Below are 24,100 nucleotides of genomic sequence, written 5' to 3'. Positions count from 1 at the left end.
CCGCACCCGCCATGACCGCACCCGCCTCGACATCACCCACCGCGACGGACACCTGCGAGGCCGAACTGCTCACCCGGGTGCTGAGCGCCCTGCTCCGCGAGGACGTGGTGGGCCTGCGCACCCGCGGCACGATGCTGCGCCGCGAGGACGGCGAGTGGCTGCGGCTGGCGGCCCCGCACCTGCCGGAATCCGTCGACACCGAGCCCGGCGCACTCCTGCTGCCCCTCGTCGAGGACGGCTTCCAGTGCGAGTGGGCCGCCCGGCTGCCCCTCCTCGTGCGCGAGCCGGACGGCACCGTGCTGGACTCCTGCGAGAGCGTGCTCGGCGCGCTGCGAGCCTTCGCCGAGCCCGCGGACCGGGCCGGGTTCGAGGCGTTCGCCGAGGAGTGCCGGCAGACGCTGGAGACCATGCGGCTGCACGCCGAGACCCGGACGGAGATCGCCGACCACCTCACCGCGCTGCACGGCACCGACCCGGCCCGCTGGACGGGTCTGACCGGCGGGCTGGCGTACGACACGCTCGCCGCCCGGATCGACCACCCCGTGTACCCCACGGCACGCGGGCGCTCCGGGCTCTCGCGGGATCAACTGCGCGCCTACGCCCCGGAGTTCCATCCCCGTTTCGCCCTGCGCTGGCTGGCGGTGCCCCGCGAGGCGGTCACGCTGGCCGGTGCCCTCCCGGAGTTCTGGCCGACACCGGCGGAGCTCGGGCTGCCCGAGGTGGCGGACACCCATGTGGCCCTGCCCGTCCACCCGTTGACCGTCGGCGCCCCGCTGGAGGCGGCCCTGCGCGAGACCGGTCTGGCGGATCGGGCACTGCTCGCCGAGCGGCCGTACCTGGAGGTCGTGCCGACGCTGTCGATGCGTACCGTGGCGACGGTCGCGGATCCGACCGTGCACCTCAAACTCCCGCTGGCCACCGCCACATTGGGGCTGCGCAACAAACGCTCCATCAAGCCCGGCACCCTCGTCGACGGCGCGGCGGGGCAGCGGCTGCTGGACGCGGCCGCGGCTCGTGAGCACCGGTTCCGGGCGATGGTCCTGCACGCCGACGAGACCACGTACGCGCACGCGGGGCACGAACTGCTCGCCGTCCTGTGCCGCCGCTACCCGGCCGGTCTCGACGGGGCGGTGGTCGTCCCGCTGGCCGCACTGCTCGCCCCCGCGCCCGACGGACGGCTGGTCCTCGACCACCTCGCGGACCGCTTCTTCGAGGGCGATCCGCTCGCCCTCCTGGACGCCTTCCTCACCCTGCTCCTCGACTGGCAGACCACCCTGTTCGGCCAGGGCATCGCCCTGGAATCGCACCAGCAGAACGTCTCGCTGGTGCTGCGGCCCCGCAGCGTGCGCCTGCTGTTCAAGGACAACGACGGGCCGCGCGTCAACACCGAGCGGCTCGGCCAGATTCTGCCCGGCCCCTGGGGCTTCGACGACACCCGCACCTTCACCACGCAGGACGGCCCGGTCGCGGACCTGTTCGCCACCATCACCGTCCATCTGTGCGCGGGCGCCTACGCGTTCGGCCTCCCCGAACACCGCACGGCGCTGCTCTCCCTCGTGCGCGACCGGCTGACGGAGGCCGTGGCCCGGCTGGGCGGGGACGCGGCCGACGTCCTGCGGGCCCGCGTCCTGGAGGCCCCGCGGCTGCCGGTGAAGGCGATGGTCTCGGCCGGGACGCTGCTGTCCAAGGAGCGTTCGGGCGCCGCCGACATCAACAAGCACTACACGACCGGCCCCAACTACCTGCTGCGCGACGGGAGTACGGCATGAGCGGCGCCACCCTGCGTCTTCCACGACCGGCGTTCGGCCGCAGCCAGGTGCACGCGGTGGCCGGCTGCTACTTCGTCGCCTCCTTCGCCGCGCTCGGGCTGCCGCCGTATCTCACCCAGATCCTCCCGGAGCTGGGCGACCGGCAGGCCCGCTGGGCGGGTGTCCTGTATGTCGTCCCGACGGTGTTCGGCGCGCTGTTCGCCCCGCTGTGGGGGCGGCTCGCCGACCGCTTCGGCCGCAAACGGCTGCTGCTGCGCGCCCAGTTGGGCCTGACCCTGTCGTTCCTGCTGGCGGGCTGGTCGGACTCGCTGCTCACCTTCACCCTGGCGCTGATCCTCCAGGGCATCCTGGGCGGCACCTTCGCCGCGTCGAACGGCTATCTGGGCGCGGCCCTCGAAGGCCCGGCGCTGTCGAGAGCGCTCACCCTGATGCAGGGCAGTGCCCGGGCCGCGCTGGTGTTCGCGCCGATCGTGGTGGGCTCGCTGTCCGGCTGGCTGTCACCGCACCGCCAGTACGCGCTGCTCGCCGTACTGCCGCTGACGGCAGCGCTGTTGCTGGCGGCCCTGCCCGAACCGGCCGCCGACCAGGAGCAGTCGGTGAGCCGTCCGGACCCGGTGCTGGACGTGACCGCCCCGCCGGTGTCGCTGAAGTCCCTGTACACCCTGGAGTTCGCGTTCGTGTTCTCCACGGTCGTCTCCTTCCCGTATCTGATCGCCTTCGTCGACGAGCGGCTGCCCGGGACGTCCCCGCTGCTGTCCGGCACCCTCTTCGCCCTGCCCCACCTGGTCTATCTGGTGTCGGCGCTCGCCGTGCACTCCGCCTTCCGCGACCGGCCGCGCACCGGGATCGCCCTCGGCTTCGCCTGTATCGCGCTCGGTCTCGCCGGACACGGGGTGGCCGGTTCGCTGGCCGCGCTGATCGGCGTACGGCTGCTGCTCGGTGTGGGCCTCACGCTCGGCCTGGTCTGCCTCCAGGTGCTGGCCGCCGAGTGCGTGAAAGGCCGGGCGCCGGGCGGGCTGTTCGGATCGCTGGAGTTCTTCTCCAAGGCCGGCGCGGTCGCGGCCGGCGTCGCCGCGGCCGTGGGCAGCGCCCGCTTCGGCCCGGCCGCACCCGTGCTGACGGGGGCCGCCGCCGCGACCGTCACCGCCCTCGCGACCCTGCTTCCCCCACTGAACCACCGCATCCGCTGGAGCCGTTGATGCCCTCGCTGACCCGCCCCGGGACTCCGCCCGGGGACACCCCCCTCTCGCCGCACCCGTCGGCACCCGCCCTGCCCTCCCCCGACGACGCGGTGGCCCACACGCTCCTGAACTGTCTGCTGCGCGAGGTGTCGGGACCCGAGCGCCAGACCGTCGTCGCCGACGGCCATCTGCTGCTACGGCTCCCCCGCCGCGGTGTCCTGCTGCGCGTCGCCCTGCGCCGCACCTCCCTCCTCGGCGCCCACCGCTTCACCGGCCCGGTCGCCGAACAGCGGGACGGCGGCTGGCCCGAGGTCGACTGGCGGCGGCTGGCCGCGTACACGCACGACGAGCTGTCCCTGCGCACCGGGGTGCGCAACGAGGAGTTCCTGGAGCAGATCGCCTCCAGCCACGAGGCGATCTCCACCGCCCTGGCCACCAGGCCGGACAGCGCCCAGGACGCCTACGTGGCCTCGGAGCAGTCGCTGCTCCTCGGCCACCGTTTCCACCCCACGCCCAAGGCCCGCACCGGCGACCCGCGTTCCTGGGCGGCGTACGCGCCGGAGGCCGGGGCGTCCTTCCCGCTGCGCCACCTCGCCGTCCGAGCGCACCTGATCGCCGAGGAGTCCGCCGCCGACTGGGCCACCGCCGCCCTGGACGGCCGGCGCGCGGACGTCCCGGACGGCTACCGCCTGCTGCCCGCCCACCCCTGGCAGTACGAGTCCCTGCGCGACCACCCGGCGCTGCGCGCGGCCCTCGACAGCGGTGACGTCATCGACCTGGGCCCGGGCGGGCGCCCCTTCGCGGCGACGGCGTCGGTGCGCACCCTGTACGACGGCGAGACCTTTCTCAAGTTCAGCCTGAACGTGCGGATCACCAACTGCCTGCGCAAGAACAGCAGTTACGAACTCTCCGGGGCGGTCGCCCTCACTCGCGCCCTCGCTCCGGCGCTCGCCGACCTCGCCGAGCGCTTCCCGGGCAGCGCGGTGCTCCGCGAGCCCGCCTACCGCACCCTCGCCCTGCCGGGTCCGGACGGCACCCCGGACCGCGCCCTGTTCGAGGGCTTCGGTGTCATCGTCCGCGAGGGCCTGCCCCGCAGGCTCGCTCCGGCGGCGACTCCCCTGCTGGCGGCCGCCGTCGCCGACGAATACCCGTCCAGCGCGGCCCACATCTCCCACCTGCTCGGGGACGGTGACCCCCTCGCCTGGTGGTCGGCCTATCTCGACCTGCTCGTGCCGCCGGTCCTGGCCGCCTACTTCGACCACGGACTCGTCCTCGAACCGCATCTCCAGAACGTCCTGGTGTGCGTGGACGCCGACGGCATGCCCGCCCAGGTCCTCTTCCGCGACCTGGAGGGCACCAAGCTGCTCCCGGAGCACCACGCGGACACCCTCGCCGCGCTGCCGTCCGAGGTCGCGGGCCCGATGACGTACGACGCCCAGCGCGGCTGGGACCGGGTCGTGTACTGCCTGCTGGTCAACCACGTGGCCGAGCTGCTGGCCGCCCTCGCCGACCTGCACCCGCACGCGGAGGCCGCCCTGTGGGCCCGGGTCCGGGACACCCTCCGGTCGTACGCCGACCGGCACGGCTGTCCGCCCCGGCTGGCCGCCCTGCTCGCCGGGGTGCCGCTGCCCGCCAAGGCCAACCTCCTCACCCGCTGGGAACGCAAGGCCGACCGCGACGCCGGTTACGTCCGGCTCCCCTCGCCGCTGGCCGAGGACATCCTGCGCGACACGACCGGGAGCGACCGATGACCGTCCTCGATGCCCACGTCCGCTCCCTCACTTCCGACCAACTGCCCGCCTACGTCTATGACTTGGCGGCGCTGCGGGCCCACGCGGCCACCGTCCGGGACGTGTTGCCCGAGCGGGTCGAGGTGTACTACGCGGCCAAGGCCAACCCGGAGCCGGAGATCCTGGCCGCGCTCGGTCCGTACGTGGACGGCTACGAGGTCTCCTCGGGCGGTGAACTCGCCCATGTGGCCAAGGCGGTGCCGGGGCGCCCGCTCGCCTTCGGCGGTCCGGGCAAGACGCCGGACGAGGTGGCGGCGGCACTGGAGCTGGGGGTCGAGCGCTTCCACGTCGAGAGCGGGTACGAGCTGCGCATGCTGGCCGAGTCGGCCCGGCGATACGCGCCCGGGCGGCGGGTGGCGGTGCTGCCGCGCGTCAACCTCCCGGTGCCGGACGGGTCGTTGGCGGGAAGCTCGCTCGCGATGGGCGGCCGTCCGACGCCCTTCGGGATGGAGCCCGAGCAGGCGCGCGAGGTCGCCGTGGCCCTCGCAGAAGGCGCCTATCCGCAGCTCGAACTCCGGGGCGTGCACGCCCACTTGGCCAGCGGACTGGAGGCCGCGGAACAGGTGAGGGTCGCCGAGACCGTCGTCTCCTGGGCCACGGGACTGGGGGTTCCGCTCGCCGAGGTGAACGTCGGTGGCGGGATGACCGTCGACTACGCCGACCCTCAGCGCCGGTTCGACTGGGCGGCGTACGGCGAGGGACTGGCCCGGCTGACCGAGGCACATCCCGGGCTGACGCTGCGGATCGAGCCGGGGCGGGCGCTGACGGCGTACTGCGGCTGGTACGCGACCGAGGTGCTGGACGTGAAGCGCAGTCACGGTGAGGAGTTCGCGGTGGTCAGGGGCGGCACCCACCATCTGCGGACCCCGGCGACGAAGGGCCACGACCAGCCCTGTTCGGTGCTGGCCGTGGAGTCCTGGCCGCATCCCTGGCCGCGCCCCGAGGCCGGCGGTGAGCGGGTCACGCTCGCCGGGCAGCTCTGCACCCCCAAGGACGTACTGGCCCGCCGGGTGCCCGCGCCCGGGCTGCGGGCCGGGGACCGGGTGGTGTTCTCGCTGGCCGGGGCCTACGCGTGGAACATCTCGCACCATGACTTCCTGATGCATCCGAGGCCCGGGTTCCACTTCCTGGACGCCTGATCCGGCATACGTCGAGGGCCGCCCGGTGCTCCGGGCGGCCCTCGGTGTGCGTACGGGTGCTGTCAGGTCTCGATCGCGGGCACCAGGCCGGTGACGGGGGCCGCGAGGTCGGTGACCTGGTGCAGCTCGTTGAGCTTGTACAGGTCGTTCGCCTTGTTGAGCTGCTGGGAGACCTTCGGCATCTCGGCCCGGTGCTCGGCGGGGATCTCGCTGACCGCGAGCGAGTCGAGCACGGCCATCGGGCTGAGCGGGGCCGTGTCCGGGGCGGCCGCGTCGGCCGCGTTCGCGAGGGGGGCGGCGAGGCCGGTGACGCCGACGGCGAGACCGACGGCGGCGACGATACGTCGAGTTGAGATCATGTTTTCAGCAACGCGGACGGGCCCTTCGCGGACACGGGCGCCCGGCGGGGCTCACCCGTCAGGCGGATCGCCGGGACTGCGCTTGCCGTGGCCGCCGGGGCGGAGGAGTCTCGTAGGAAGAGGCCCTACGCGGCCCGCTCCTCGTCGGGCCGCGGCCCTCGAAGGAGGTCACCATGGGCACCGCGGCAAGCTCCGGCTTCTCCAGCGAGTCTCTGCGCCGGGGCATCGAAGGAAACTCTGCGGCGAATCTTCTGTCGCTCTACGCGGACGACGCCGAGATACGCGTCGTGGACCGCAACACCCAGCCCAGCCACCCCAAGGTGCTGCACGGCAGGGACGAGATCAGCGCGATGCTGGACGACGTGTACAGCCGCGACATGACGCACAAGATGGAGCAGTGCGTCGTGGACGGCGACCGTGTGGCGTTCAGCGAGTCCTGTCTGTATTCCGACGGGGTCCGCGTCCTGTCCGAGTCGATGCTGACGCTGCGGGACGGCAAGATCACCGAACAGACCATGATCCAGGCCTGGGACGAGTAGAAAGGTCGGCTAGTGTGATGTGCGGACCGTGACTGGCGCTGAGGTGGAGCACCACCGTGGAGCGGTCCGCACACTCGATGCCGTGCGCCTGGGCGATTCCTTCGATCGGCTCAGGAGTGGATCATGTCCCAGGCACGGCTCATGGATGGCACCGCGCTCGCCCGGCGCATCGTCGAGGAGACCGCGAAGCGCGCGGCCGACCTCACCGGGCGCACGGGCACGGCCCCTTGTCTCGCCACGGTCCTGGTCGGTGCGGACCCGGCGTCGGTGACGTACGTCCGGATGAAGCGCAACCGCTGCCGCAAGGCGGGTATCGAGTCGCGGCACGTGGAGCTGCCCGCGGCCACCACGACCGAGGAACTGGTCGCCGCCCTGCGGGAGTTGTCGGCCGACCCCGGTGTGCACGGCATCCTCCTCCAGCATCCGATGGGCGCGCACATCGACGAGCGGGCCGCGTTCGAGGCTATCGCCCCGGAGAAGGACGTCGACGGCGTCACCTTCGCCTCCTTCGCGACGATGAGCTTCGGCCTGCCGGGGTTCGTGTCGTGCACGCCCGGCGGGATCATGCGGCTGCTCGACGAGTACGGCGTCGATCCGGCCGGCAAGCGGGCCGTGGTCGTGGGCCGCAGCGCGATCCTCGGCAAGCCGGCCGGAATGCTGCTGCTGGCGCGCGACGCCACGGTGACCTACTGCCACTCCCGTACGGCGGACCTGTCGGCGGCCGTACGGGAGGCGGACATCGTGGTCGCCGCGGTCGGGCGGCCCCGGCTGATCCGGGGCCAGGACCTCAAGCCCGGCGCGGTCGTGATCGACGCCGGGTACAACGAGGGCAACGTCGGGGACGTCGACTTCGACTCCGCGGTGGAGCGGGCCTCGCTGATCACGCCGGTGCCGGGCGGCGTGGGTCCGATGACCATCGCCACGCTGCTGGAGCAGACGGTGACGGCCGCCGCCCGGCAGGGCTAGTTCAGCTCAGCGTCCACTTCTGGTTGCTCTGGCCGTTGCACGTCCACAGCACCATCTGGGTGCCGTTGGCCGTGCCCGCGCCGTTGGCGTCCAGGCAGAGACCGGCGTTGACGTTGGTGATCGTGCCGTCGCCATTGACGTTCCACTTCTGGTTGTTCTGGCCGTTGCAGTCCCAGATGACGACCTTGGTGCCGTTGGTGGTGCCGAGGTTGTAGGCGTCCAGGCACTTGTCGCCGTACACCACGAGTTCCTTGCGGGAGGTGTACTGCCACTGCTGGTTCTGGCCGCCGTTGCAGTCCCAGAGTTCGGCCTGGGTGCCGTTGGTGATGGTGTTGTTGTAGAGGTCGAGGCAGCGGCCCGAGCCGGTTCCGACGGCCAGGGTGCTGTTGGCGCCGGGCAGCGGGCGGACCGTGATGTCGGCCAGGGTGGGGGCGTCGGTGAAGGCCAGGGTGTTCGCGGAGCCCTTCGACAGGCCGACCTGGACGGAGACGGTGCCCTGGGAGGAGCCGGTGGGCGGGAAGGAGACGGCCGTCGCGCCCTGGCCGTTGACCTTCAGCGTTCCGGTGACCGCGGCGGAGGTGTTGTTGGTGTAGGCGACGTCGACCGTCTTGATGCCGGTGCTCCCGGCGGTCACGCCGGAGAAGCTCGACGTGCCCGTGTAGGTACTGCTCGCGGCCTCGGTGCCACCGGTGACCGTGAGCATCACCGAGCCGCCCGCGGGGACGCTGGTGGTGTAACTCGTCCCGTAGGAGCCGACGTTCGAACGGCTCCACAGGTCACGGACGGTCGCGTTCGCGTTGGTCAGGCCGAGGTCGGACCAGCGGACGGTGATGTTCTGGGCGGCGGAGGTCCGGTTGAGGAGGACGGCGGCCCGGTTCCCGCTGCCGGACAGGACCTTGCCGTAGACCTGGAGCCCGGTGGTGTCCTCGGCGACCTTCACGCCCTGGAGGCCGCGCGGGTCCTGGTCGACGGCGATGACCTCGGGGTTCTTGAGGATGTTCGCCGTCTCCGCGGTCATGGTCGCCAGGTTGTTCCCGGCCAGCAGCGGTGCGCCGGAGATGGCCCACAGGTTCATGTGGGTGCGGTTCTGCGCGGCCGTGAAGCCGGTCATGCCGACCATCAGCATGTCCGGGTCGTTGTAGTAGCCCGTGTGCTGGGCGAGCGGGTGCAGGCCCTGGTCGAAGTTGGAGAGCATGTTCGCCTGCGACGGGTTGTTGCCCCAGTAGACGATGTCGGTGCTGGTCCGGTACATCGGCGCGAGTCCGGGCGCCCAGTTCCAGGTGTTCTGGTAGCCCCAGTTGCAGATCGACAGGGTCAGCGGACGTCCGGTGGCGGCCGTCGCCTTGGCCACCGCGCCGCTGATCGCCTTGTACGCCGTCGGCGCGTCGAGCTTCTCCGCATCACCGCCGCACCAGTCGACCTTCACGAAGTCGAAGCCCCACTTGGAGAACTGGAGCATGTCCTGGTCGTAGTGGCCCTCGCTGCCGGAGCCGGGGGCGGCGGGGCGGCCGGTCGGGTAGTAGTAGCCGCAGCCGTCCTTGCCCGCGTCGGTGTAGATACCGGCCTTGAGGCCCTTGCTGTGGATGTAGTCGGCGATGGCCTTCATACCGCCGGGCCACTCGGACTCGTCCACGGTGATGTTCCCGGCGCTGTCCCGGGTGCCCTGCCACCAGCCCTCGTCGATGTTGATGTACTGGTAGCCGGCCGCCGGGAGCCCCGCCGCCACGAACGCGTCGACCTGCTGCTTGATGACGTCGTAGTCGATGACGGCGGCGAAGCTGTTCCAGGACGCCCAGCCCATGGGCGCGGTGGGCACCGGTATCTGGCGGCCGGTCGCGGCCTGCGCCGGGCTCGGCGCGGCGAAGAGCAGCGCGGCGGTGGCGGTCAGGGCGAGCACCAGCGCACGGACGGCGGCGGCTCTGAGACGCTGGACGAGACCCCTGCGGGACATGCGTGGCGGCGGGTTCATGCGGTTCCTTCCAGTGGTGGGGAACACCAGAATGTGGTCGATATTTCGAACATGGACCGGTGATTCGAACATCGTGCGCGCTGAAGTTAGAGCCACGGGAGGGTGAAGTCAACGGATGTGACACGGGTGAACTGGCCGGAGTACACGGGTCGTTCGCGCCGGACGGCAATTCCCGGCGCCATACTGTGCGTCGTGCGGGTAGCGATCATGACAGCGGGTTCCCGGGGCGACGTCGCCCCCTTCACCGGCCTGGGGCACGGCCTGGCGCGGGCCGGGCACGAGGTCACCCTGGTCACCCACAGCCGTTTCGAACCGCTGGCGGCGCGGGCCGGTCTCGCCTTCCACGCCCTGCCGGTCGACCCCCGCGCCGAGCTGGAGTCCGCGCGCGGCCGGGCGCTGCACCGCAGCACGACGGGCGTGGGCAAGCTGGCGCGGGTGGTCGCGATGGCCCGGGCGCTGGCCGGGGAGATGGCCGACGACCTGGTGACCGCCGCCCGGACGAGCGACGCGCTGCTCCTGTCCGGCTCGGTGGCCCCGCTCGGCCACGCCATCGCCGAGGGCCTGCGCCTGCCCGCCCTGGGCCTGAACCTCCAACCCCTCGCGGCCACCCGGGAGTTCGCGCCACCCATGCTGGGCGTCGGCTCCTGGGGCGCGCTCGGCAACCGGGTCGCCGGGCTGGGCCTGAACCTGGCCGTGGAACAGGTCTTCTCCGCCGCCCTGCCACCGGTGCGTGCCCGGCTGGGTCTGCCCCCGCTGGGCACGGCCGCGGCACTGCGCGCCCGCGAACGCCAGGGCTGGCACGTCCTGCACGGCTTCAGCCCACGGGTGGTGGCCCGCCCCCGCGACTGGCGGCCCGGCCTCGACGTGGCCGGCTACTGGTGGCCGCACGACGGAGACGACCGGCTTCCCGACGAGCTGCGGGAGTTCCTGGACTCCGGCCCACCCCCGGTCTTCGTGGGCCTGGGCAGCGCCACCGTGCCCGACCCCGCGCGGGTCAGCGCCGAGATCGTGCGGGCGCTGCGCCGGGCCGGACTGCGCGGGGTGATCCAGCGCGGCTGGGCCGACCTGACCGCGACGGGCGACGACATGCTGACCATCGGCGAGGTGGCGCACTCCGCCCTCTTCCCGCACATGGCGGCGGTGGTCCACCACGCGGGCGCGGGCACGACGGCGGCGGGGTTGCGGGCGGGGGTCCCGGCGGTGCCGGTGCCGATCCAGTTCGACGAGAGTTTCTGGGCGGCGCGGCTGGTGACGCTGGGGGCCCCCCGTGCGCTCCCGCTGCGCCGCCTGACCGCCGACTCTCTGGGGACGGCACTGATCCGGGCGACACGTGACGGCGCATACGGGGAGCGGGCCAGGACCCTGGGTCACGCCATCCGCGAAGAGGACGGCGTGACCCCCGTACTGAAGGCGGTCAGCGGGCTCGGAGAGTGAGCGAGGGCGGCGTACTCACCCTCGGACCGCCCCCCGTCCCGGCGGCCGCAGAATCCCCAGCAGCTGCCGCACCAGTTCCTCCACGACCTCTTCCAGCGTCGCGTCCACCCACCCCGCGTTCCAGTCGTGCAGCAACCCGTTCACGCTCCCGATGAACCCCGTCGCCGCGAGCCGGAAGTCACGCGGCGACGCCTCTCCCCGCCGCACCGCCCGCTCCGCCTCCGCGCACACCAGCTCCACCCAGTGCGCCCGCCGGGCGAGCCGCTGCTCCTCCATCCGCGCACTCACCCCGATGATCTCCACGAACGTGATCCGCACCCGCCGGGGATCCGATGTCACGTTCGCCGCGTACGCCCGGAAGATCGCCGCCACCCGCTCGGCCAGCGGCAGCTGGTCCGCGTCGGCCACCGCGGCCAGCACGGCGGCCGTCGCCCAGTCGTTGACCTCCAGGTGCAGCGCGGCCAGGACGTCCTCGAGGGTGCGGAACTCCTCGTAGAACTGGCGGGTGGACAGGCCCGCGGCCTCGCTGAGCGCCGCGACGGTGGTGGCGCGGTAGCCGGGCACGTCCCCGAAGAGCTGGAGTGCCGCGTCCAGGAAACGCCGGCGGCGCTCGGCCTGCCGCTCCGCGGCGGTCTTGCCGCCGTAGCGACCGGTCGGGGCCTTGAGTCTGCCCGTCACCGCATCTCCCGTCCCGGCCGGAACGTCCGGCCTTCCGTATCACGGTCAAGTTTGTCGTGTACGCAGTCTTGTGGAGAAGGGCACCCCTTCCTTACTTTGCAGTAAGTTCACTCTGAATGCACACATCTTCAGATTTGCCACCTCGACATGCCTACGCCACCGTCTTGGCATGCCCACGCCATAGTCAGCCCAGAGGGAGAATCCGCCATGTCCCGTCCCAGACCCAGACACCTCTGCACCCTTGCCGCCGCCGTCGTCCTGGCCGTCTCCGCTCCCGCGACCGCCGCCTCCGCCGCGGACGCCGCCGCCCTGCGCGAGGTGCTGTTCGTGGGCAACAACTGGGACGGGACGGCGGACGTCATCAAGTCCTCCGGCGACCTGGCGAAGATCGGCCGGATCAACGTCATCCCGGACAAGGACGCCCGGATGGCGGAGATCAACGCCGACCCGATCAAGTGGATCTACTTCATGGCGATCCGCAACAGCGTCGGCGAGGGCCACGACCAGTTCGTCGACGACATGTACTCCACTCCGGACGGCAAGTCGGTGGTGGTCTCGCGGCCGAGCTTCGTGGACGTCGTCTCCATCGACCTCGCCACCGGGAGCATCAACTGGCGCTTCCCGGTGTCGGGTTACCGGGCGGACCACATGGCGGTCTCCCCCGACGGCACCCGGGTCGCGGTGTCGGCGTCGACCGCGAACACCGTGCACGTGCTGAACATCAACACCGGCAAGCAGCTCGGTTCGTTCGCCACCGGCGACAAACCGCACGAGAACATCTTCACCAAGGACGGCAAGTACATCTACAACATGGCGATCGGTGACGTGAACACCGACACCGACGCGCCCTGGCTGGACTGGACGAAGGGCGACCGGCACATCACGGTCGTGGACGCCACGACGTACAAGCAGGTCAAGATCATCGACATGCGGGACAAGCTGGACGCGATCGGTCTCACGGACTACTCCGACGCGGTCCGGCCCGCGGTGTTCTCTCCCGACGAGTCCAAGCTGTACTTCCAGGTGTCGTTCTTCAACGGCTTCTTCGAGTACGACGTCGCGACCGACAGGATCACCCGGACGAAGACCCTGCCGAAGAACCCGGCGACCAGCGACGACCGCACCACCATGGTCAACGACTCGCGCCACCACGGCATTTCGATGAGCCCCGACGGCAGCAAGCTGTGCGTCGCCGGGACGATGGACGACTACGCGACCGTCGTCAACCGCACCACCCTCCAGGAGGGTCCGCTCGTCCCCGCCTCGAAGCCCTACTGGGCCACGGTCAGCGGCGACGGCAAGAGCTGTGTGGTCTCGGAGAGCGGCGCGGACCAGGTCACGGCGATCGACTTCGCGACCGGCCAGAAGACGGTGTCCGTGGCGGTGGGCGACCATCCGCAGCGGGTGCGGCTCGGCCACGTGGCCGCGGACTGGACGAGCCCGGCATCCTGACGCCCCGCCCCTCCGGACCGCCCCGCCCCTCGGGACCGCTCCCCGCCCGGTCGTGACGCTTCACGCGGCGACCGGGCGCGGCACGTTCACTCCTCGCCGAGCGGCTGGAGGACGTCCCTGAGTTCGCCGCTGTCGAGCAGGCCGATGAGCACCCGGGTCATGCTGTCGATGCCCGGATCGCGGACGATCAAGCCGTCCGAGCACCAGAAGTAGCGGCCGCCCTGTGCCTCGTCCGTCCGCGCCCACCGCTCCATGAGGCGCTCGACCTCGGCGAGGGTGAACACGGTCGCACTCCAGCGGGACCCGTCCTCCGTCAGCCGTACGAACACATCCACGTTGCAGACGGTGTCCAGGTCCTCGCCCGGCTCGGGCAGGAACGACACCTCGAACCTGTCGGTCCGGACGCGGTACCAGGGTTCGTCCCAACTTCGCTCGATGGCCTCGGCGTCGGTCATCCGGTTGAGTGTGCCGAGCCGGCTCGGCACACTCAACCGGGTTTCTCCGGCGGCCCGGGGGTCAGCCGATCTTCGAGGCCGCCCAGGACGCCAGCTCGGACCTGGCCGCACTGAGCACGGACGCCGACGGCGAGGTCGCCCCGTTGGTCACCAGCGCGTAGTGCAGGACGCCGGAGTCCGAGTCGGTGAGGAGCAGCCGCCGGCTGCCCGTGCCGCCCGGTTCGAGGGCCGCACCGACGGGGGTGGACGAGGTGTACGCGGGCGGGCCGTAGACCGTGCCCAGGTCGGAGACGACCGTGGTGGTCGCGGTCGGGAACGAGGCGGGCAGGTGCAGTTCGGTGGGCGTGGAACCGCTGCCCGACCGCCACACCAGCACCGCGTACTGACCGGACCCGACCAGCGAGGACACGTTCGGCAGACTGCTCGGCACCGGGTTCCAGGTCAGCGTGGTGGAGCCGTCCCGTGAGCGGTCCTCGTAGGTGAAGGCGACCGTCGAACCGGAGGTGGCGCTCGGGTAGATACGGTCCAGGAGCCGGGCGTCCTGGCGGAGCACCGCCGTGCCGGAGTCGTCGAGCCGTACGGCCGACAGGTCCTCGTCGTTCCAGGCGTCACCCGAGGTCATGACCTTGTCGGGGTTGTCGTTCATCAGCTCGTTGTGACGGCCGTTGTAGATGTCCCACTGCCACTGGCTGCCGGACAGGACGGGCCCCGAAGTGGCGGGCGTGGACCACCAGTTGGCGCCCTTCACCCGGGAGTCGAGGGCCTGGTACATCGCCTTGAGGACGGTCGGCGCCTTGCCTGCGGTGCTGCCGTTCAGCGGGTGCCCGAACTCGCTGACGATCCCCGTGGTCCCGAGCGCCGAGGCCCGGTCGCGGACGGTACCGAAGTCGGTGACGTACTGGCCGTCCGAGGCGTTGCCCCACATCAGGATGCCGGAGATGGCCTTCTGGTCGTAGAAGTGGGTGTTGAAGACGTACCGGGAGCCGATCGTGCCCGCGTCGAGGAGGCCGCCCTCCTCCTTGCTGACGTTGCCGTTCCAGAAGAGGTTCGGCTCGACCATCGCGGGCTTGTCCGTCCAGCCCGCCGCGTCCATCCGGGCGCGGAACTTCACGTAGAACGGCCACATCACGTCACGTTCCCAGGTGCGGCTGTTCTGGCCGGAGTCGTAGGTGCCGGCGTACGGCTCGTTGTAGGGGTCGAAGCCGACCACGCCGGCGAACTCCTCGGTGGAGAGATTCGCCTTGATGTACGTCATGGTCTTCTGGGCGGTGGCCAGGAAGTAGTCCTGGAGGCCGTAGTTGTTGTGCCAGAAGTCGTACTGCCCGGCCTTCACCGCGCCGTTCTGCGTGATGTTCTGCCCCCACATGAAGCAGATCCCGCAGGACTCGGCCGGATAGTTGCCGAGCGCGACGGCCCAGGCGGGGGCGCCGTCGCCGGTGTACCAGCTGCCGGAGTTGAACAGCCAGCGCGAGTACAGGTCCTGGTGGAAGTCGGGGTAGACCCGGATGCCCGCGTCGAGGAACGCCCGCATCTGCGCGGTGGCGTTGGCCAGATACGTGGTGTCGACCTGGCCCTTCACGGGTTCCGCGTAGGCCCAGGAGAGCAGGAAGCGCACGGAGTTGCCGCCGCCCAGGGCTCTGAGCGCGGTCGCCGACTTCTTGGCGTCGGCGACCGAGGCGAAGGGCAGGCCGTCGTTCTCGGCGAGCTTGGTCTCGCCGGAGACGTTGTAGCCGCGCAGCACGACCTCGCGGCCGTTCGCGTCGACGAAGCGGCCGTTCGCCACGGTGAGGGCGGTGCCGTCGAAGGACAGGGAGTCGGCGATGGTGGCGGCGGAGGCGGACGGAGTGCCCGCGACCGTCAGGAATCCGCAGAGGACAACCAGAACAACGAGCAACCGCGCACGTATATTCGGCATGTCCATAACAGTCCGACTCATCCGGCACACCGTCAACACTTATGACTGATGAGTAAGTTTCAGCTTTTTCGGGTAGGGGTCGCCCGATACGGGAGCGGGCCGCGGGTGATCGCCGCGCGGCAGGGCCCCGAGGGTGTGGGCCGGGGCCGCGGCCTCGTGCCCGGCACGCGCCGTCCGTATCGGACTACGTGGTTACACCGATGCCGCTGATGCCGCCATGTCTCACACTGGCACCCGTCCTATGTTCTCTGGGCCGGTAGCAAGCACGGAAACAACATGCACTGCATCTCCGATGCGAGTGAAGGGAAAAGCGAGGCAAACGTGTCGGACACTTTTCTGGTGGCTGCCCGTATCCCCATGACACGGGAGAGTTTCGAGGCATGGCTGAGCACGCCGGCATCGGACTTGAGCAGGATCACCAACCCGGCCGACATGTTCGACGGCTGGTTCTGGAACGGTGGAAACGCGGACCGGAAATGGGATTCCGTGGACGCGGGGATCACGCCCCGGGAGTTCTTCTCCGAGGGGATCGAGGATGCCTGTTCAGGTAAATCCAGTGACGGCTGCATAGTGCTGCATCGAGACGGAGCGCTGGAGGCCTATCTGTTCCACTTCGGCTATGAGGAGTGGAGCGTCCACACCGCCTTGCTCATGTTCGCCGCTGCCGGGGAGTTCAAGTCCGAGGACACCGAGGACACGGTGTTGTTCTGGGCGGAGACCGGCGGCAACCTCCCGGAGGCCGACGACGACGGGTGGCTCGCCGTGCTGTCGGTCGGCAGGAGCGAGGCACGGTTCGTCGCCGAGCGGGATCTGACGGACACGGTGGCGGGCCTGCGGCCGGTCGAGAGCCGCTTCTTCGACATGGTCGAGCGGCTGGGTGAGGAAGAGGAATCCTGGGACCCGGATTCAGGGCGCGACTTCCACACGGAAACGCCCCGTGACCCGGCCTTTGTGGATCCCGCGGTGCTGGAGGGGGCGTAGGGGAATCGTCGGCGATGCGGCGAGACGGTCAGCCGCAGAGGTACGGCGGAGCCCACGGAGCAGCAACACAGCCGTCCCTGCGTCGCGATCGTGTCCGGCGGGGGTGTCGTCGGCAGCGACCTCGGCCATCGCCCGGTCGGAGTCGCGTATGCCCTTCAGTTGCCGTGCCGTGCTGGTCCGCATCCGCTGCCAGGACCGCTTCGGCAGTCGGCTGACGGCCTGGGTCACGTTCGAATCCGCCCAGGTCCGCAGGCGTGGCGTGCTGGTCGAGCGCGCCGAGGCGTCCCGAGGCACCCCCGGGCGACGTGGTCACCCCCGCCCGCGACGGCCCCGAACCCCTGGTCGCACGAGTGACATCACATTGCGCGATCCGACGAGATTGACAACAGCCTGCCGTCGGCGGAGAAACTGACCGGATGATTGTCGTGCAGCGAGCCGTCACCCACTGGACCAAGCAGTCCAGGGGCGGCGACGAGGCGGCCCGCCGAAACGCGGTGCCCGAGGTGTTCCCGGTGCCTGCGCCCGGTCCGGCCGGTGTGCTCGTCCACGAGGTCGACGCCCACGAGCGCGACGGTTTCACGGTCTCTCACACCATCCGCACCTTGGACCGACTGGCCGACCTCGACACCTCCCGGGCCGAGAAGCCCGGCGAGGGGCCGGTCGACTCGGGGCCCGACATCAGCGAGGAGCTTCACTGGGGCGTCGCCGGCGTGACCGGGAGAACACGTGAGGCCATCGCGGTCTGTGATGCCGTCACCCCAGTCACCCGCGGGGTGTTCCTGACGGAAGCAGAAGAGCGACTGCGCGTGGTGGTCTCGCCCCCGGCCGCGCGGTCGCCTGCATACGGGCCCCGTCAACTGTTCACACTCGAACCCGGGCAACTCGGACGCTGGCGGTTCAACGGCCGCTTCACCCCGAGCGGCTGCAGTTGCCACTCCCACCAGTGGTGGTACGAGAAGTGGGTCGTCAACGTCGCCTATCTCAGCGGGACACCGGCACCCAACCTGTTCACCCGGCGCGAGCCGACCTACGCCGTCGACAACCTGGTCCGGCTCTTCTGAGCCTTGCCTGTCAGCTCACCGTGCCACGACGGATGGTCCGCGGCCCCTCACCGGCTGACTGCCTCGTCGAGACGGAACGGCGTGCCGGGGCGCGCGGGCACCCATCCCTGGCTCAGAGCGCTGCGGACCCGGGTCCGGACCACCGCCGGCACGATCGGGGACATCGAGTGCGACGGCCCCACAACAAGAACAGAGCCCTGGGGATCGACACGCTGCACCACGAACGCGGCCCCCAGCCCACCTCCGCAGTACACACACTGCGAATCCCTGCGCACCTGCCACCGGTAATCAGCACCGTCCACCGTGATCAGCCGTGAGTGCCGCCGGCTGAGGGCCATAACCAACCTCCCTGTCACAACGAGGCGAACGTCGCCTGATCCGGCACTGGTTGCCGTCGCCGTGCGCGATCTAAAGCTCCCACCACCAGGTTTCGAGGTCGTCCCGGTCGGCGAACTGCACGGGAACCGCGTAGGGCGACCGTTGGGCGACAGGCAGGGCGTCGGTACGGCGAACGACGGCGCGCAGGTCTTGCACGGCGGGCATGTCGGCGAGTTCGGAGACGTCGAAGGGGCATCCTGCGGGGCCGCCGAGAAGGGTCTCGCAGCCGAGTCCGTACCAGGTGCCGATGAGTTCGCGGTCCTGCTCCTTCTCAGCGGCGACGGCGATTTCACGGACGACCTCGATCAGCTGAGGACGGCGGGGCTCGACGGCGTCGGGGCCCTGGAGTGTGCCCACGGTTGCCATGCGCCGCCAGAGTTCGGTGCCGACATCGCAGTAGAGAAACGGCGGTTCGACGTATCCGTCTTCGAGCCAGGATTCGTAGCCCTTGAAGTCGGGCGCGTCTTCGTCAAAGGCGCGCAGCCCGGTGAACTCCGTCAGCGCGTCGAAGTATGCGGACCGCTCGGCGTAGTCGGGGTGCAGCGAGACCGGGAAGCGGTACGTGTACCCGCGACGCAGCAGGATGTCCATCACGCGGAAGTGCGTGAACGAGCAGTCGAATCCGCTCTGGAAGTGGTACAGCGCCGCGTACCAGCCCCGGACGCACGGGTCGCCCGCTTCGGCATGGCTGTCCAGGAGGCGAATCGAGTCCGCGATCAGATCCTCGATCTGATGATCCGACATCCGGTTCTTCCTCCTTGCGACCTGACGATTCGCGCCGAGACTACCGCCGGGACGACCAGGACAGCGCCCCGGGCATGGACGCGGTGCGCATCACGGCTCCTCGATCGTGCGACGGCAAAGGCACCGGAAGCGCAGCAGGTGCGAGCCGAAGGCGATAACGGATTAACGCTCAACCAGTCGCGTCCCGACCCTCGCCCGCTTCCCGGAGCGGTCCTAGAGTGACGCACATCACGTCCGTGGTCCTGGGAGGGCACATGACCCGTATCTCGGTGAAGGTGGACGGCACGGTGTATCAGGACGAGGTCGAACCTCGTCTTCTGCTGATCCACTACCTGCGTGACCGGCTCGGCCTGACCGGCACCCCGATCGGCTGCGACACCTCCAACTGCGGGGCCTGCACGGTCGATCTGGACGGGGTGAGCGTCAAGAGCTGCTCGGTGCTCGCCGTGCAGGCGGACGGCGGTGCGGTGACCACCGTCGAGGGGCTGGCCCGGAACGGGGAGTGGACCGGCCTCCAGCGCGCCTTCCACGAACGGCACGCGCTCCAGTGCGGCTACTGCACCCCCGGCATGCTGATGGCGGCGCGCGATCTGCTGCGCGAGAACCCGCAGCCGACCCCGGACGAGGTCCGGCACGCCCTGGAGGGCAACCTGTGCCGCTGCACGGGCTACCAGAACATCGTGCGGGCCGTGCTGGCCGCCGCCGGGACCGCCGAGCAGGGGGTGCCGACATGACCGAGGTCGGCACCGCCCGGCTCCGCAAGGAGGACGCCCGGCTGATCACCGGGCAGACCCGCTGGACCGACAACATCGACGCCACCGGACTGCTCCACCTGGCCGTCCTGCGCAGCCCCATGGCACACGCGCGCGTGGACCGCGTCGACGTCTCCCCCGCGCTCGAACGACCTGGTGTGGTCGCCGCGTTCAGCGGCGCCGACCTCGCCGAGGGCATGGGGTCGCTGCCCTGCGCCTGGCCGGTGACCGAGGACATCGTGCTGCCGGACCATCCGCCGATCGCGGTCGACGAGGTGCGCCACGCCGGTGACCCGGTGGCGGTCGTGGTGGCCCGCGACCGGTACGCGGCCGCCGACGCCCTGGAGGCGATCGAGGTCGACTACACCCCTCTGCCGCCGGTCCTCGACCTGGAGGAGGCCTTGGCCGAGGGCTCCCCGCTCGTCCACTCCGACAAGGGCACCAACCGCTGCTACGACTGGCCGCTGCGCACCGGCGAGGACTTCGAGGCGGTACGGCGGCGCGCCGAGGTCACGCTGAAGCGCCGTTACCACCAGCAGCGGCTCATCCCCAACGCGATGGAGCCCCGCGCGGTCGTCGTCACCCCGATCGCCGCCGCCGACGAGTACACGCTGTACTCCTCCACCCAGATCCCGCACATCCTGCGGATCATGCTCGCCGTCGTCACCGGCATCCCCGAGCACAAGCTGCGGGTGGTCGCCCCCGACGTCGGCGGCGGCTTCGGCTCCAAGCTCCAGGTGTACGGCGAGGAAGCCATCGCCCTCGCGGTCGCGCGCCGGATCGGGCGCCCGGTGAAGTGGACCGAGTCCCGCTCCGAGGGCTACCTCGCGACCCACCACGGCCGGGGCATGATCCAGGACATCGAGATCGCCGCGAACCGCGACGGGCGACTGCTGGGCCTCAAGGTCGACCTGCTCGTCGACATGGGCGCCTACCTGATGCTGGTCACGCCGGGCATCCCGATCCTGGGCGCGTTCATGTACCCGGGCATCTACAAGATGGATGCGTACGAGCTCGACGTCACCGGTGTCTTCACGACCAGGACGCCGACGGACGCCTATCGCGGTGCCGGGCGCCCGGAGGCGACGTACGCCATCGAACGGATCATGGACGAGCTGGCGGCCGAACTCAGCCTGGACCCCGTGGAGTTGCGGCGCCGGAACTGGATCGGGCACGAGGAGTTCCCGTACACCACGATCGCCGGGCTGACCTACGACACCGGCAACTACGAGGCCGCGACCGAGAAGGCGCTCGCGCTGTTCGACTACGACAAGCTGCGCGCCGAGCAGGCGGACCGCAATCGCCGGGGTGACAGCGTGCGGCTGGGCATCGGGGTGTCGACGTACACCGAGATGTGCGGGCTGGCGCCGAGCCGGGTGCTGCGGGACCTGAGGTACGCGGCGGGCGGCTGGGAGGCGGCGAGCGTGCGGATGCTGCCGACCGGCAAGGTCGAGGTGGTCACCGGGACCAGTCCGCACGGACAGGGCCATGTGACCAGCTGGAGCCAGATCGCCGCCGACGTCCTCGGGGTGCCCTTCGACGACGTCCAGGTCGTGCACGGGGACACCAAGGCGGCCCCACAGGGCATGGACACCTACGGCTCGCGGTCGCTGGTGGTCGGCGGGACGGCCGTGCACCACGCGGCCACGAAGGTGGTGGACAAGGCCAGGAAGGTCGCCGCGCATCTGCTGGAGGCGAGCGAGCGGGACCTGGAGTTCACGGACGGCGTGTTCTCCGTGAAGGGGTCGCCGGACGCGCACAAGACGATCCAGGAGATCGCCTTCGAGACGTTCACCTCGCACGACCTGCCCGACGGCCTGGAGCCCTCCATCAACGCCGGGCACCTGCTCGACCCGGACAACTTCTCCTACCCGCACGGCACCCACCTGTGCGCGGTCGAGGTCGACACCGAGACCGGGCAGACCCGGATCAGGTCGTACGTCGGCGTGGACGACGTCGGCCGGGTCGTCAACCCGATGATCGTCGAGGGGCAGGTGCACGGCGGGCTCGCCCAGGGCATCGCGCAGGCCCTGTTCGAGGAGGCGGTCTACGACGCCGAGGGCAACCTGGTCTCCGGCACGATGGCCGACTACCTGGTGCCGTCGGCGGCGGACCTGCCCGAGTTCGTGACGGACCGGACGGAGACTCCGGCGACCTCGAACCCCCTGGGCGTCAAGGGAGTCGGCGAGGCGGGGACCATCGCGGCCACGCCTGCCGTCGTGGGCGCGGTCGTGGACGCACTGCGTCCGCTGGGCGTGCGCGACATCCGGATGCCCTGTACGCCCGAGCGGGTCTGGCAGGCCCTGAAGGAGGCCTCGGCATGATTCCCCCGACCTTCGACTACGCCCGTCCCAGCAGTGTCGAGGAGGCGGTGCGGGCGCTCGCCGAGACGGGCGAGGACGCCAAGGTGCTGGCCGGCGGGCAGAGTCTGCTGCCGCTGCTGAGGCTCCGGCTGGCCTTTCCCGAACTGGTCGTGGACGTCGGCCGCGTCCCCGGGCTGAGCGGGGTCCGCGAGGAGGGCGGGCATCTCGTCGTCGGCGCGCTGACCACCCACCACGAGGTGATCCGCGACCCGCTCGTCCGCCGGTACGCGGGACTGCTGGCGGCCGCCACGGCACGGGTCGGCGATCCCGCCGTACGGCACCGGGGCACCCTCGGCGGTTCGCTCGCGCACGCCGACCCGGCCGGTGACCTGCCCGCCGTCGCCCTCGCCCTGGACGCGGAACTGGTCGCCGTGGGTCCGCGCGGCCGGCGTACGGTCCCCGCGCGGGACTTCTTCGTCGACTACCTCCAGACCGCGCTGGAGCCCGACGAGCTCCTGGTGGAGATCCGGATCCCGAAGACCGACGGCTGGGGCTTCCACTACGAGAAGTTCCACCGGGTGGCGCAGTCCTGGGCGATCGTCGGCGTGGCCGCGCTGGTGCGCCGCGACGACGGGCACATCGCCGAGGCCCGGATCGGGCTGACCAACATGGGCTCCACTCCCCTGCGCGCCACGGCGACCGAGCAGGCTCTGACCGGCGGCGGGGACGCGCAGGCCGTGGCGCGGGCCGCGGAGTCGGCGGCCGAGGGGACCCGGCCCGCGCAGGACCTGTCGGGGTCGCCCGAGTACCGGGCGCATCTCGCGCGGGTGCTGACCAGGCGGGCGGTGCTGGCCGCCGCGGGAATGGGGTGAGCCGCATCCCCGACGTCAAGGAACCGGGCGACGTACGGGCCCGTCTGGAGGAGACGGGGTATCTCGTCGACGAAGGGCTGGCCGTCGCCTGCTTCCTGGCGCTCAGGCTGCACCGGCCGCTGTTCTGCGAGGGCGACGCGGGCGTCGGCAAGACCGCGCTGGCCGCCGCCCTGGCCGAGGCGCTCGGCGCCCCGCTGATCCGGCTCCAGTGCCACGAGGGCATCGACGCCTCGCAGGCCCTGTACGACTGGGACTTCCCCCGCCAGCTGCTGCGTCTGCGGGCGGCCGAGGCGGCCGGTGCCGTGGACGCCGACCGCCTGGAGGGCGAGCTGTACGACCGCCGGTTCCTGATCGCCCGGCCGCTGCTGCGGGCCCTGGAGACCTGTCCCTCGGTGCTGCTGATCGACGAGATCGACCGGGCCGACGACGAGTTCGAGGCGTTCCTGCTGGAGCTGCTGTCGGAGTTCTCGGTGACGATCCCGGAGCTGGGGACGTTGCGGGCCGAGGTGCCTCCGGTGGTCGTGCTGACCTCCAACCGGACGCGTGAGGTGCACGACGCCTTGAAGCGGCGGTGCCTGTACCACTGGTTCGACCACCCCGGCTTCGCCCGTGAACTCGCCATCGTGCGGCGGCGGTTGCCCGGTGTCTCGGAGCGGCTGGCCGAGCAGGTGACCACGCTGGCGCAGGCGCTGCGCTCGGCGGATCTGCTCAAGCCGCCCGGTGTGGCCGAGACCATCGACTGGGCGGAGGCTCTGGACGCGCTGGGCGCGAGCGAGGTGGACGCGGAACTGGCGGTGGCGACGCTGGGCTCGGTGCTGAAGTACCGGGAGGACGCGGAGCGGGCCCGGGGGCTGGACCTCGCGGCGGTGCTGGCCGGCCGGAAGGCGTGACGAGGATGGCCAGGTCCGAGCGCGAGCCGCGGGGTCCGGGGGCCGACGGCCGGTGGTCCGGCGCCGACGCCGTCCTCCTCGGCTTCGCCCGCGCGCTGCGGTCGGCCGGTGTGGACGCCGGTGCCGAGCGGGTGCACGCCTTCCTGGGCGCCGTCGCAGAGCTGGGGCCGGGTGTGCGGACGGACGTGTACTGGGCCGGGCGCTCGACGCTGTGCGGCGACCGGGACGACCTGGACCGCTACGACCGGGTGTTCGCCGCGTACTTCGGCTCGGGCGGACCCGCCGCGCGCACGGTCGCCGCTCCCGCGCCGCGCCACCGGCTCGTCGTACGCGACGGCCCCTCGCTTCGTACGACTGCCGCAGGCAGCGCCGACCAGCCGGGACCGCCCGCCGCCGCCCTGGCGAGTTCCGGCGAGGTTCTGCGCCACCGCGACCTCGCCGACGTGTCCGCCGCCGACCGCGTCCGGCTGCAC

General features: G+C 71.1%; 20 protein-coding genes, 1 pseudogene and 1 riboswitch. Of the genes and pseudogenes, 15 read left to right on the top strand and 6 right to left on the bottom strand.

Translation table 11 applies throughout. The features are described 5' to 3' along the window. Positions 1-11: 11 nt before the first annotated feature. The 4 genes from G3I78_RS31600 to G3I78_RS31585 are packed head-to-tail and all read left to right on the top strand — an operon-like array spanning position 12 to position 5,879. Positions 12-1,769 (top strand): IucA/IucC family protein, encoded by a 1,758-nt coding sequence (locus G3I78_RS31600; protein ID WP_164431211.1) that lies wholly within the window; start codon positions 12-14, stop codon positions 1,767-1,769. Further along, positions 1,766-2,968 (top strand): MFS transporter, encoded by a 1,203-nt coding sequence (locus tag G3I78_RS31595; protein ID WP_164430849.1) that lies wholly within the window; start codon positions 1,766-1,768, stop codon positions 2,966-2,968. Before G3I78_RS31600 ends, G3I78_RS31595 begins: the two co-directional genes overlap by 4 nt. Then, positions 2,968-4,701 (top strand): IucA/IucC family protein, encoded by a 1,734-nt coding sequence (locus tag G3I78_RS31590; RefSeq protein ID WP_164430847.1) that lies wholly within the window; start codon positions 2,968-2,970, stop codon positions 4,699-4,701. Before G3I78_RS31595 ends, G3I78_RS31590 begins: the two co-directional genes overlap by 1 nt. Next, complete coding sequence (locus tag G3I78_RS31585) at positions 4,698-5,879, top strand: type III PLP-dependent enzyme (protein WP_164430845.1); 1,182 nt, start codon at positions 4,698-4,700, stop codon at positions 5,877-5,879. The genes G3I78_RS31590 and G3I78_RS31585 overlap by 4 nt, the downstream gene beginning before the upstream one ends. Before the next feature lie 62 nt (positions 5,880-5,941). On the opposite strand, the gene G3I78_RS31580 is transcribed toward G3I78_RS31585, so the two are convergent. Continuing rightward, positions 5,942-6,238, bottom strand: coding sequence for a hypothetical protein (locus G3I78_RS31580; RefSeq protein ID WP_164430843.1), 297 nt, complete (start codon positions 6,236-6,238; stop codon positions 5,942-5,944). A 173-nt stretch (positions 6,239-6,411) separates the two neighbouring features. On the opposite strand from G3I78_RS31580, the gene G3I78_RS31575 reads away from it, so the two are divergent. Together G3I78_RS31575 and G3I78_RS31570 are read left to right on the top strand one after the other, a co-directional pair. Beyond that, complete coding sequence (locus G3I78_RS31575; RefSeq protein WP_164430841.1) at positions 6,412-6,777, top strand: nuclear transport factor 2 family protein; 366 nt, start codon at positions 6,412-6,414, stop codon at positions 6,775-6,777. A gap of 18 nt (positions 6,778-6,795) precedes the next feature. After that, positions 6,796-6,878, top strand: a riboswitch (ZMP/ZTP riboswitch). A 22-nt stretch (positions 6,879-6,900) separates the two neighbouring features. After that, positions 6,901-7,743: a bifunctional 5,10-methylenetetrahydrofolate dehydrogenase/5,10-methenyltetrahydrofolate cyclohydrolase gene (locus G3I78_RS31570; RefSeq protein WP_164430839.1), complete on the top strand. Its 843-nt coding sequence runs from the start codon at positions 6,901-6,903 to the stop codon at positions 7,741-7,743. 1 nt (position 7,744) lies between these two features. Here the strand turns inward: G3I78_RS31570 and G3I78_RS31565 are convergent, their stop codons facing one another. Beyond that, a complete protein-coding gene (locus tag G3I78_RS31565) occupies positions 7,745-9,712 on the bottom strand; it encodes a ricin-type beta-trefoil lectin domain protein (protein WP_164430837.1) in 1,968 nt (655 codons plus the stop codon). Positions 9,713-9,919: 207 nt separating this feature from the next. Between G3I78_RS31565 and G3I78_RS31560 the strand changes: the two genes are divergently transcribed. Next, positions 9,920-11,146, top strand: a complete 1,227-nt coding sequence (locus tag G3I78_RS31560; RefSeq protein ID WP_164431209.1) for a glycosyltransferase — start codon at positions 9,920-9,922, stop codon at positions 11,144-11,146. Between the two features lie 15 nt (positions 11,147-11,161). Here the strand turns inward: G3I78_RS31560 and G3I78_RS31555 are convergent, their stop codons facing one another. Further along, the gene (locus G3I78_RS31555; protein WP_164430835.1) at positions 11,162-11,824 is read right to left on the bottom strand and encodes a TetR/AcrR family transcriptional regulator; all 663 of its coding nucleotides are present in this window, start codon (positions 11,822-11,824) and stop codon (positions 11,162-11,164) included. 207 nt (positions 11,825-12,031) lie between these two features. On the opposite strand from G3I78_RS31555, the gene G3I78_RS31550 reads away from it, so the two are divergent. Beyond that, positions 12,032-13,276, top strand: coding sequence for a YncE family protein (locus tag G3I78_RS31550; protein WP_164430833.1), 1,245 nt, complete (start codon positions 12,032-12,034; stop codon positions 13,274-13,276). Positions 13,277-13,362: 86 nt separating this feature from the next. Here G3I78_RS31550 and G3I78_RS31545 read toward each other — a convergent pair whose 3' ends face one another. Together G3I78_RS31545 and G3I78_RS31540 are read right to left on the bottom strand one after the other, a co-directional pair. After that, a complete protein-coding gene (locus G3I78_RS31545) occupies positions 13,363-13,731 on the bottom strand; it encodes a hypothetical protein (protein ID WP_164430831.1) in 369 nt (122 codons plus the stop codon). A gap of 61 nt (positions 13,732-13,792) precedes the next feature. Continuing rightward, positions 13,793-15,652 (bottom strand): cellulase family glycosylhydrolase, encoded by a 1,860-nt coding sequence (locus G3I78_RS31540; RefSeq protein WP_164430829.1) that lies wholly within the window; start codon positions 15,650-15,652, stop codon positions 13,793-13,795. A 270-nt stretch (positions 15,653-15,922) separates the two neighbouring features. Here G3I78_RS31540 and G3I78_RS31535 point away from each other — a divergent pair, with 270 nt between their 5' ends. Continuing rightward, the gene (locus G3I78_RS31535; RefSeq protein WP_164430827.1) at positions 15,923-16,627 is read left to right on the top strand and encodes a hypothetical protein; all 705 of its coding nucleotides are present in this window, start codon (positions 15,923-15,925) and stop codon (positions 16,625-16,627) included. 416 nt (positions 16,628-17,043) lie between these two features. Then, a complete protein-coding gene (locus tag G3I78_RS31530) occupies positions 17,044-17,688 on the top strand; it encodes a hypothetical protein (protein ID WP_164430825.1) in 645 nt (214 codons plus the stop codon). 408 nt (positions 17,689-18,096) lie between these two features. On the opposite strand, the gene G3I78_RS31525 is transcribed toward G3I78_RS31530, so the two are convergent. Then, positions 18,097-18,810 (bottom strand): hypothetical protein, encoded by a 714-nt coding sequence (locus tag G3I78_RS31525; RefSeq protein WP_164430823.1) that lies wholly within the window; start codon positions 18,808-18,810, stop codon positions 18,097-18,099. 254 nt (positions 18,811-19,064) lie between these two features. Here G3I78_RS31525 and G3I78_RS31520 point away from each other — a divergent pair, with 254 nt between their 5' ends. From G3I78_RS31520 to G3I78_RS31500, 5 genes and pseudogenes are all read left to right on the top strand, one after another. Then, on the top strand, positions 19,065-19,544 hold the full coding sequence (locus G3I78_RS31520; protein ID WP_164430821.1) for a (2Fe-2S)-binding protein: 480 nt from the start codon (positions 19,065-19,067) through the stop codon (positions 19,542-19,544). Continuing rightward, the gene (locus G3I78_RS31515) at positions 19,541-21,886 is read left to right on the top strand and encodes a molybdopterin cofactor-binding domain-containing protein (RefSeq protein WP_164430819.1); all 2,346 of its coding nucleotides are present in this window, start codon (positions 19,541-19,543) and stop codon (positions 21,884-21,886) included. Before G3I78_RS31520 ends, G3I78_RS31515 begins: the two co-directional genes overlap by 4 nt. Continuing rightward, a complete protein-coding gene (locus tag G3I78_RS31510) occupies positions 21,883-22,737 on the top strand; it encodes a xanthine dehydrogenase family protein subunit M (protein ID WP_164430810.1) in 855 nt (284 codons plus the stop codon). The genes G3I78_RS31515 and G3I78_RS31510 overlap by 4 nt, the downstream gene beginning before the upstream one ends. Then, positions 22,734-23,627, top strand: coding sequence for a MoxR family ATPase (locus tag G3I78_RS31505; RefSeq protein ID WP_343243897.1), 894 nt, complete (start codon positions 22,734-22,736; stop codon positions 23,625-23,627). The genes G3I78_RS31510 and G3I78_RS31505 overlap by 4 nt, the downstream gene beginning before the upstream one ends. Positions 23,628-23,632: 5 nt before the next feature. After that, a pseudogene (locus G3I78_RS31500) lies at positions 23,633-24,100 on the top strand (hypothetical protein); the annotation flags it as partial.

The organism is Streptomyces sp. SID13726, from assembly GCF_010548375.1.
Lineage (GTDB): Bacteria > Actinomycetota > Actinomycetes > Streptomycetales > Streptomycetaceae > Streptomyces.
The sequence above is the reverse complement of the archived record's forward strand: the minus strand, read 5'-3'. Positions and strand labels throughout refer to the sequence as shown.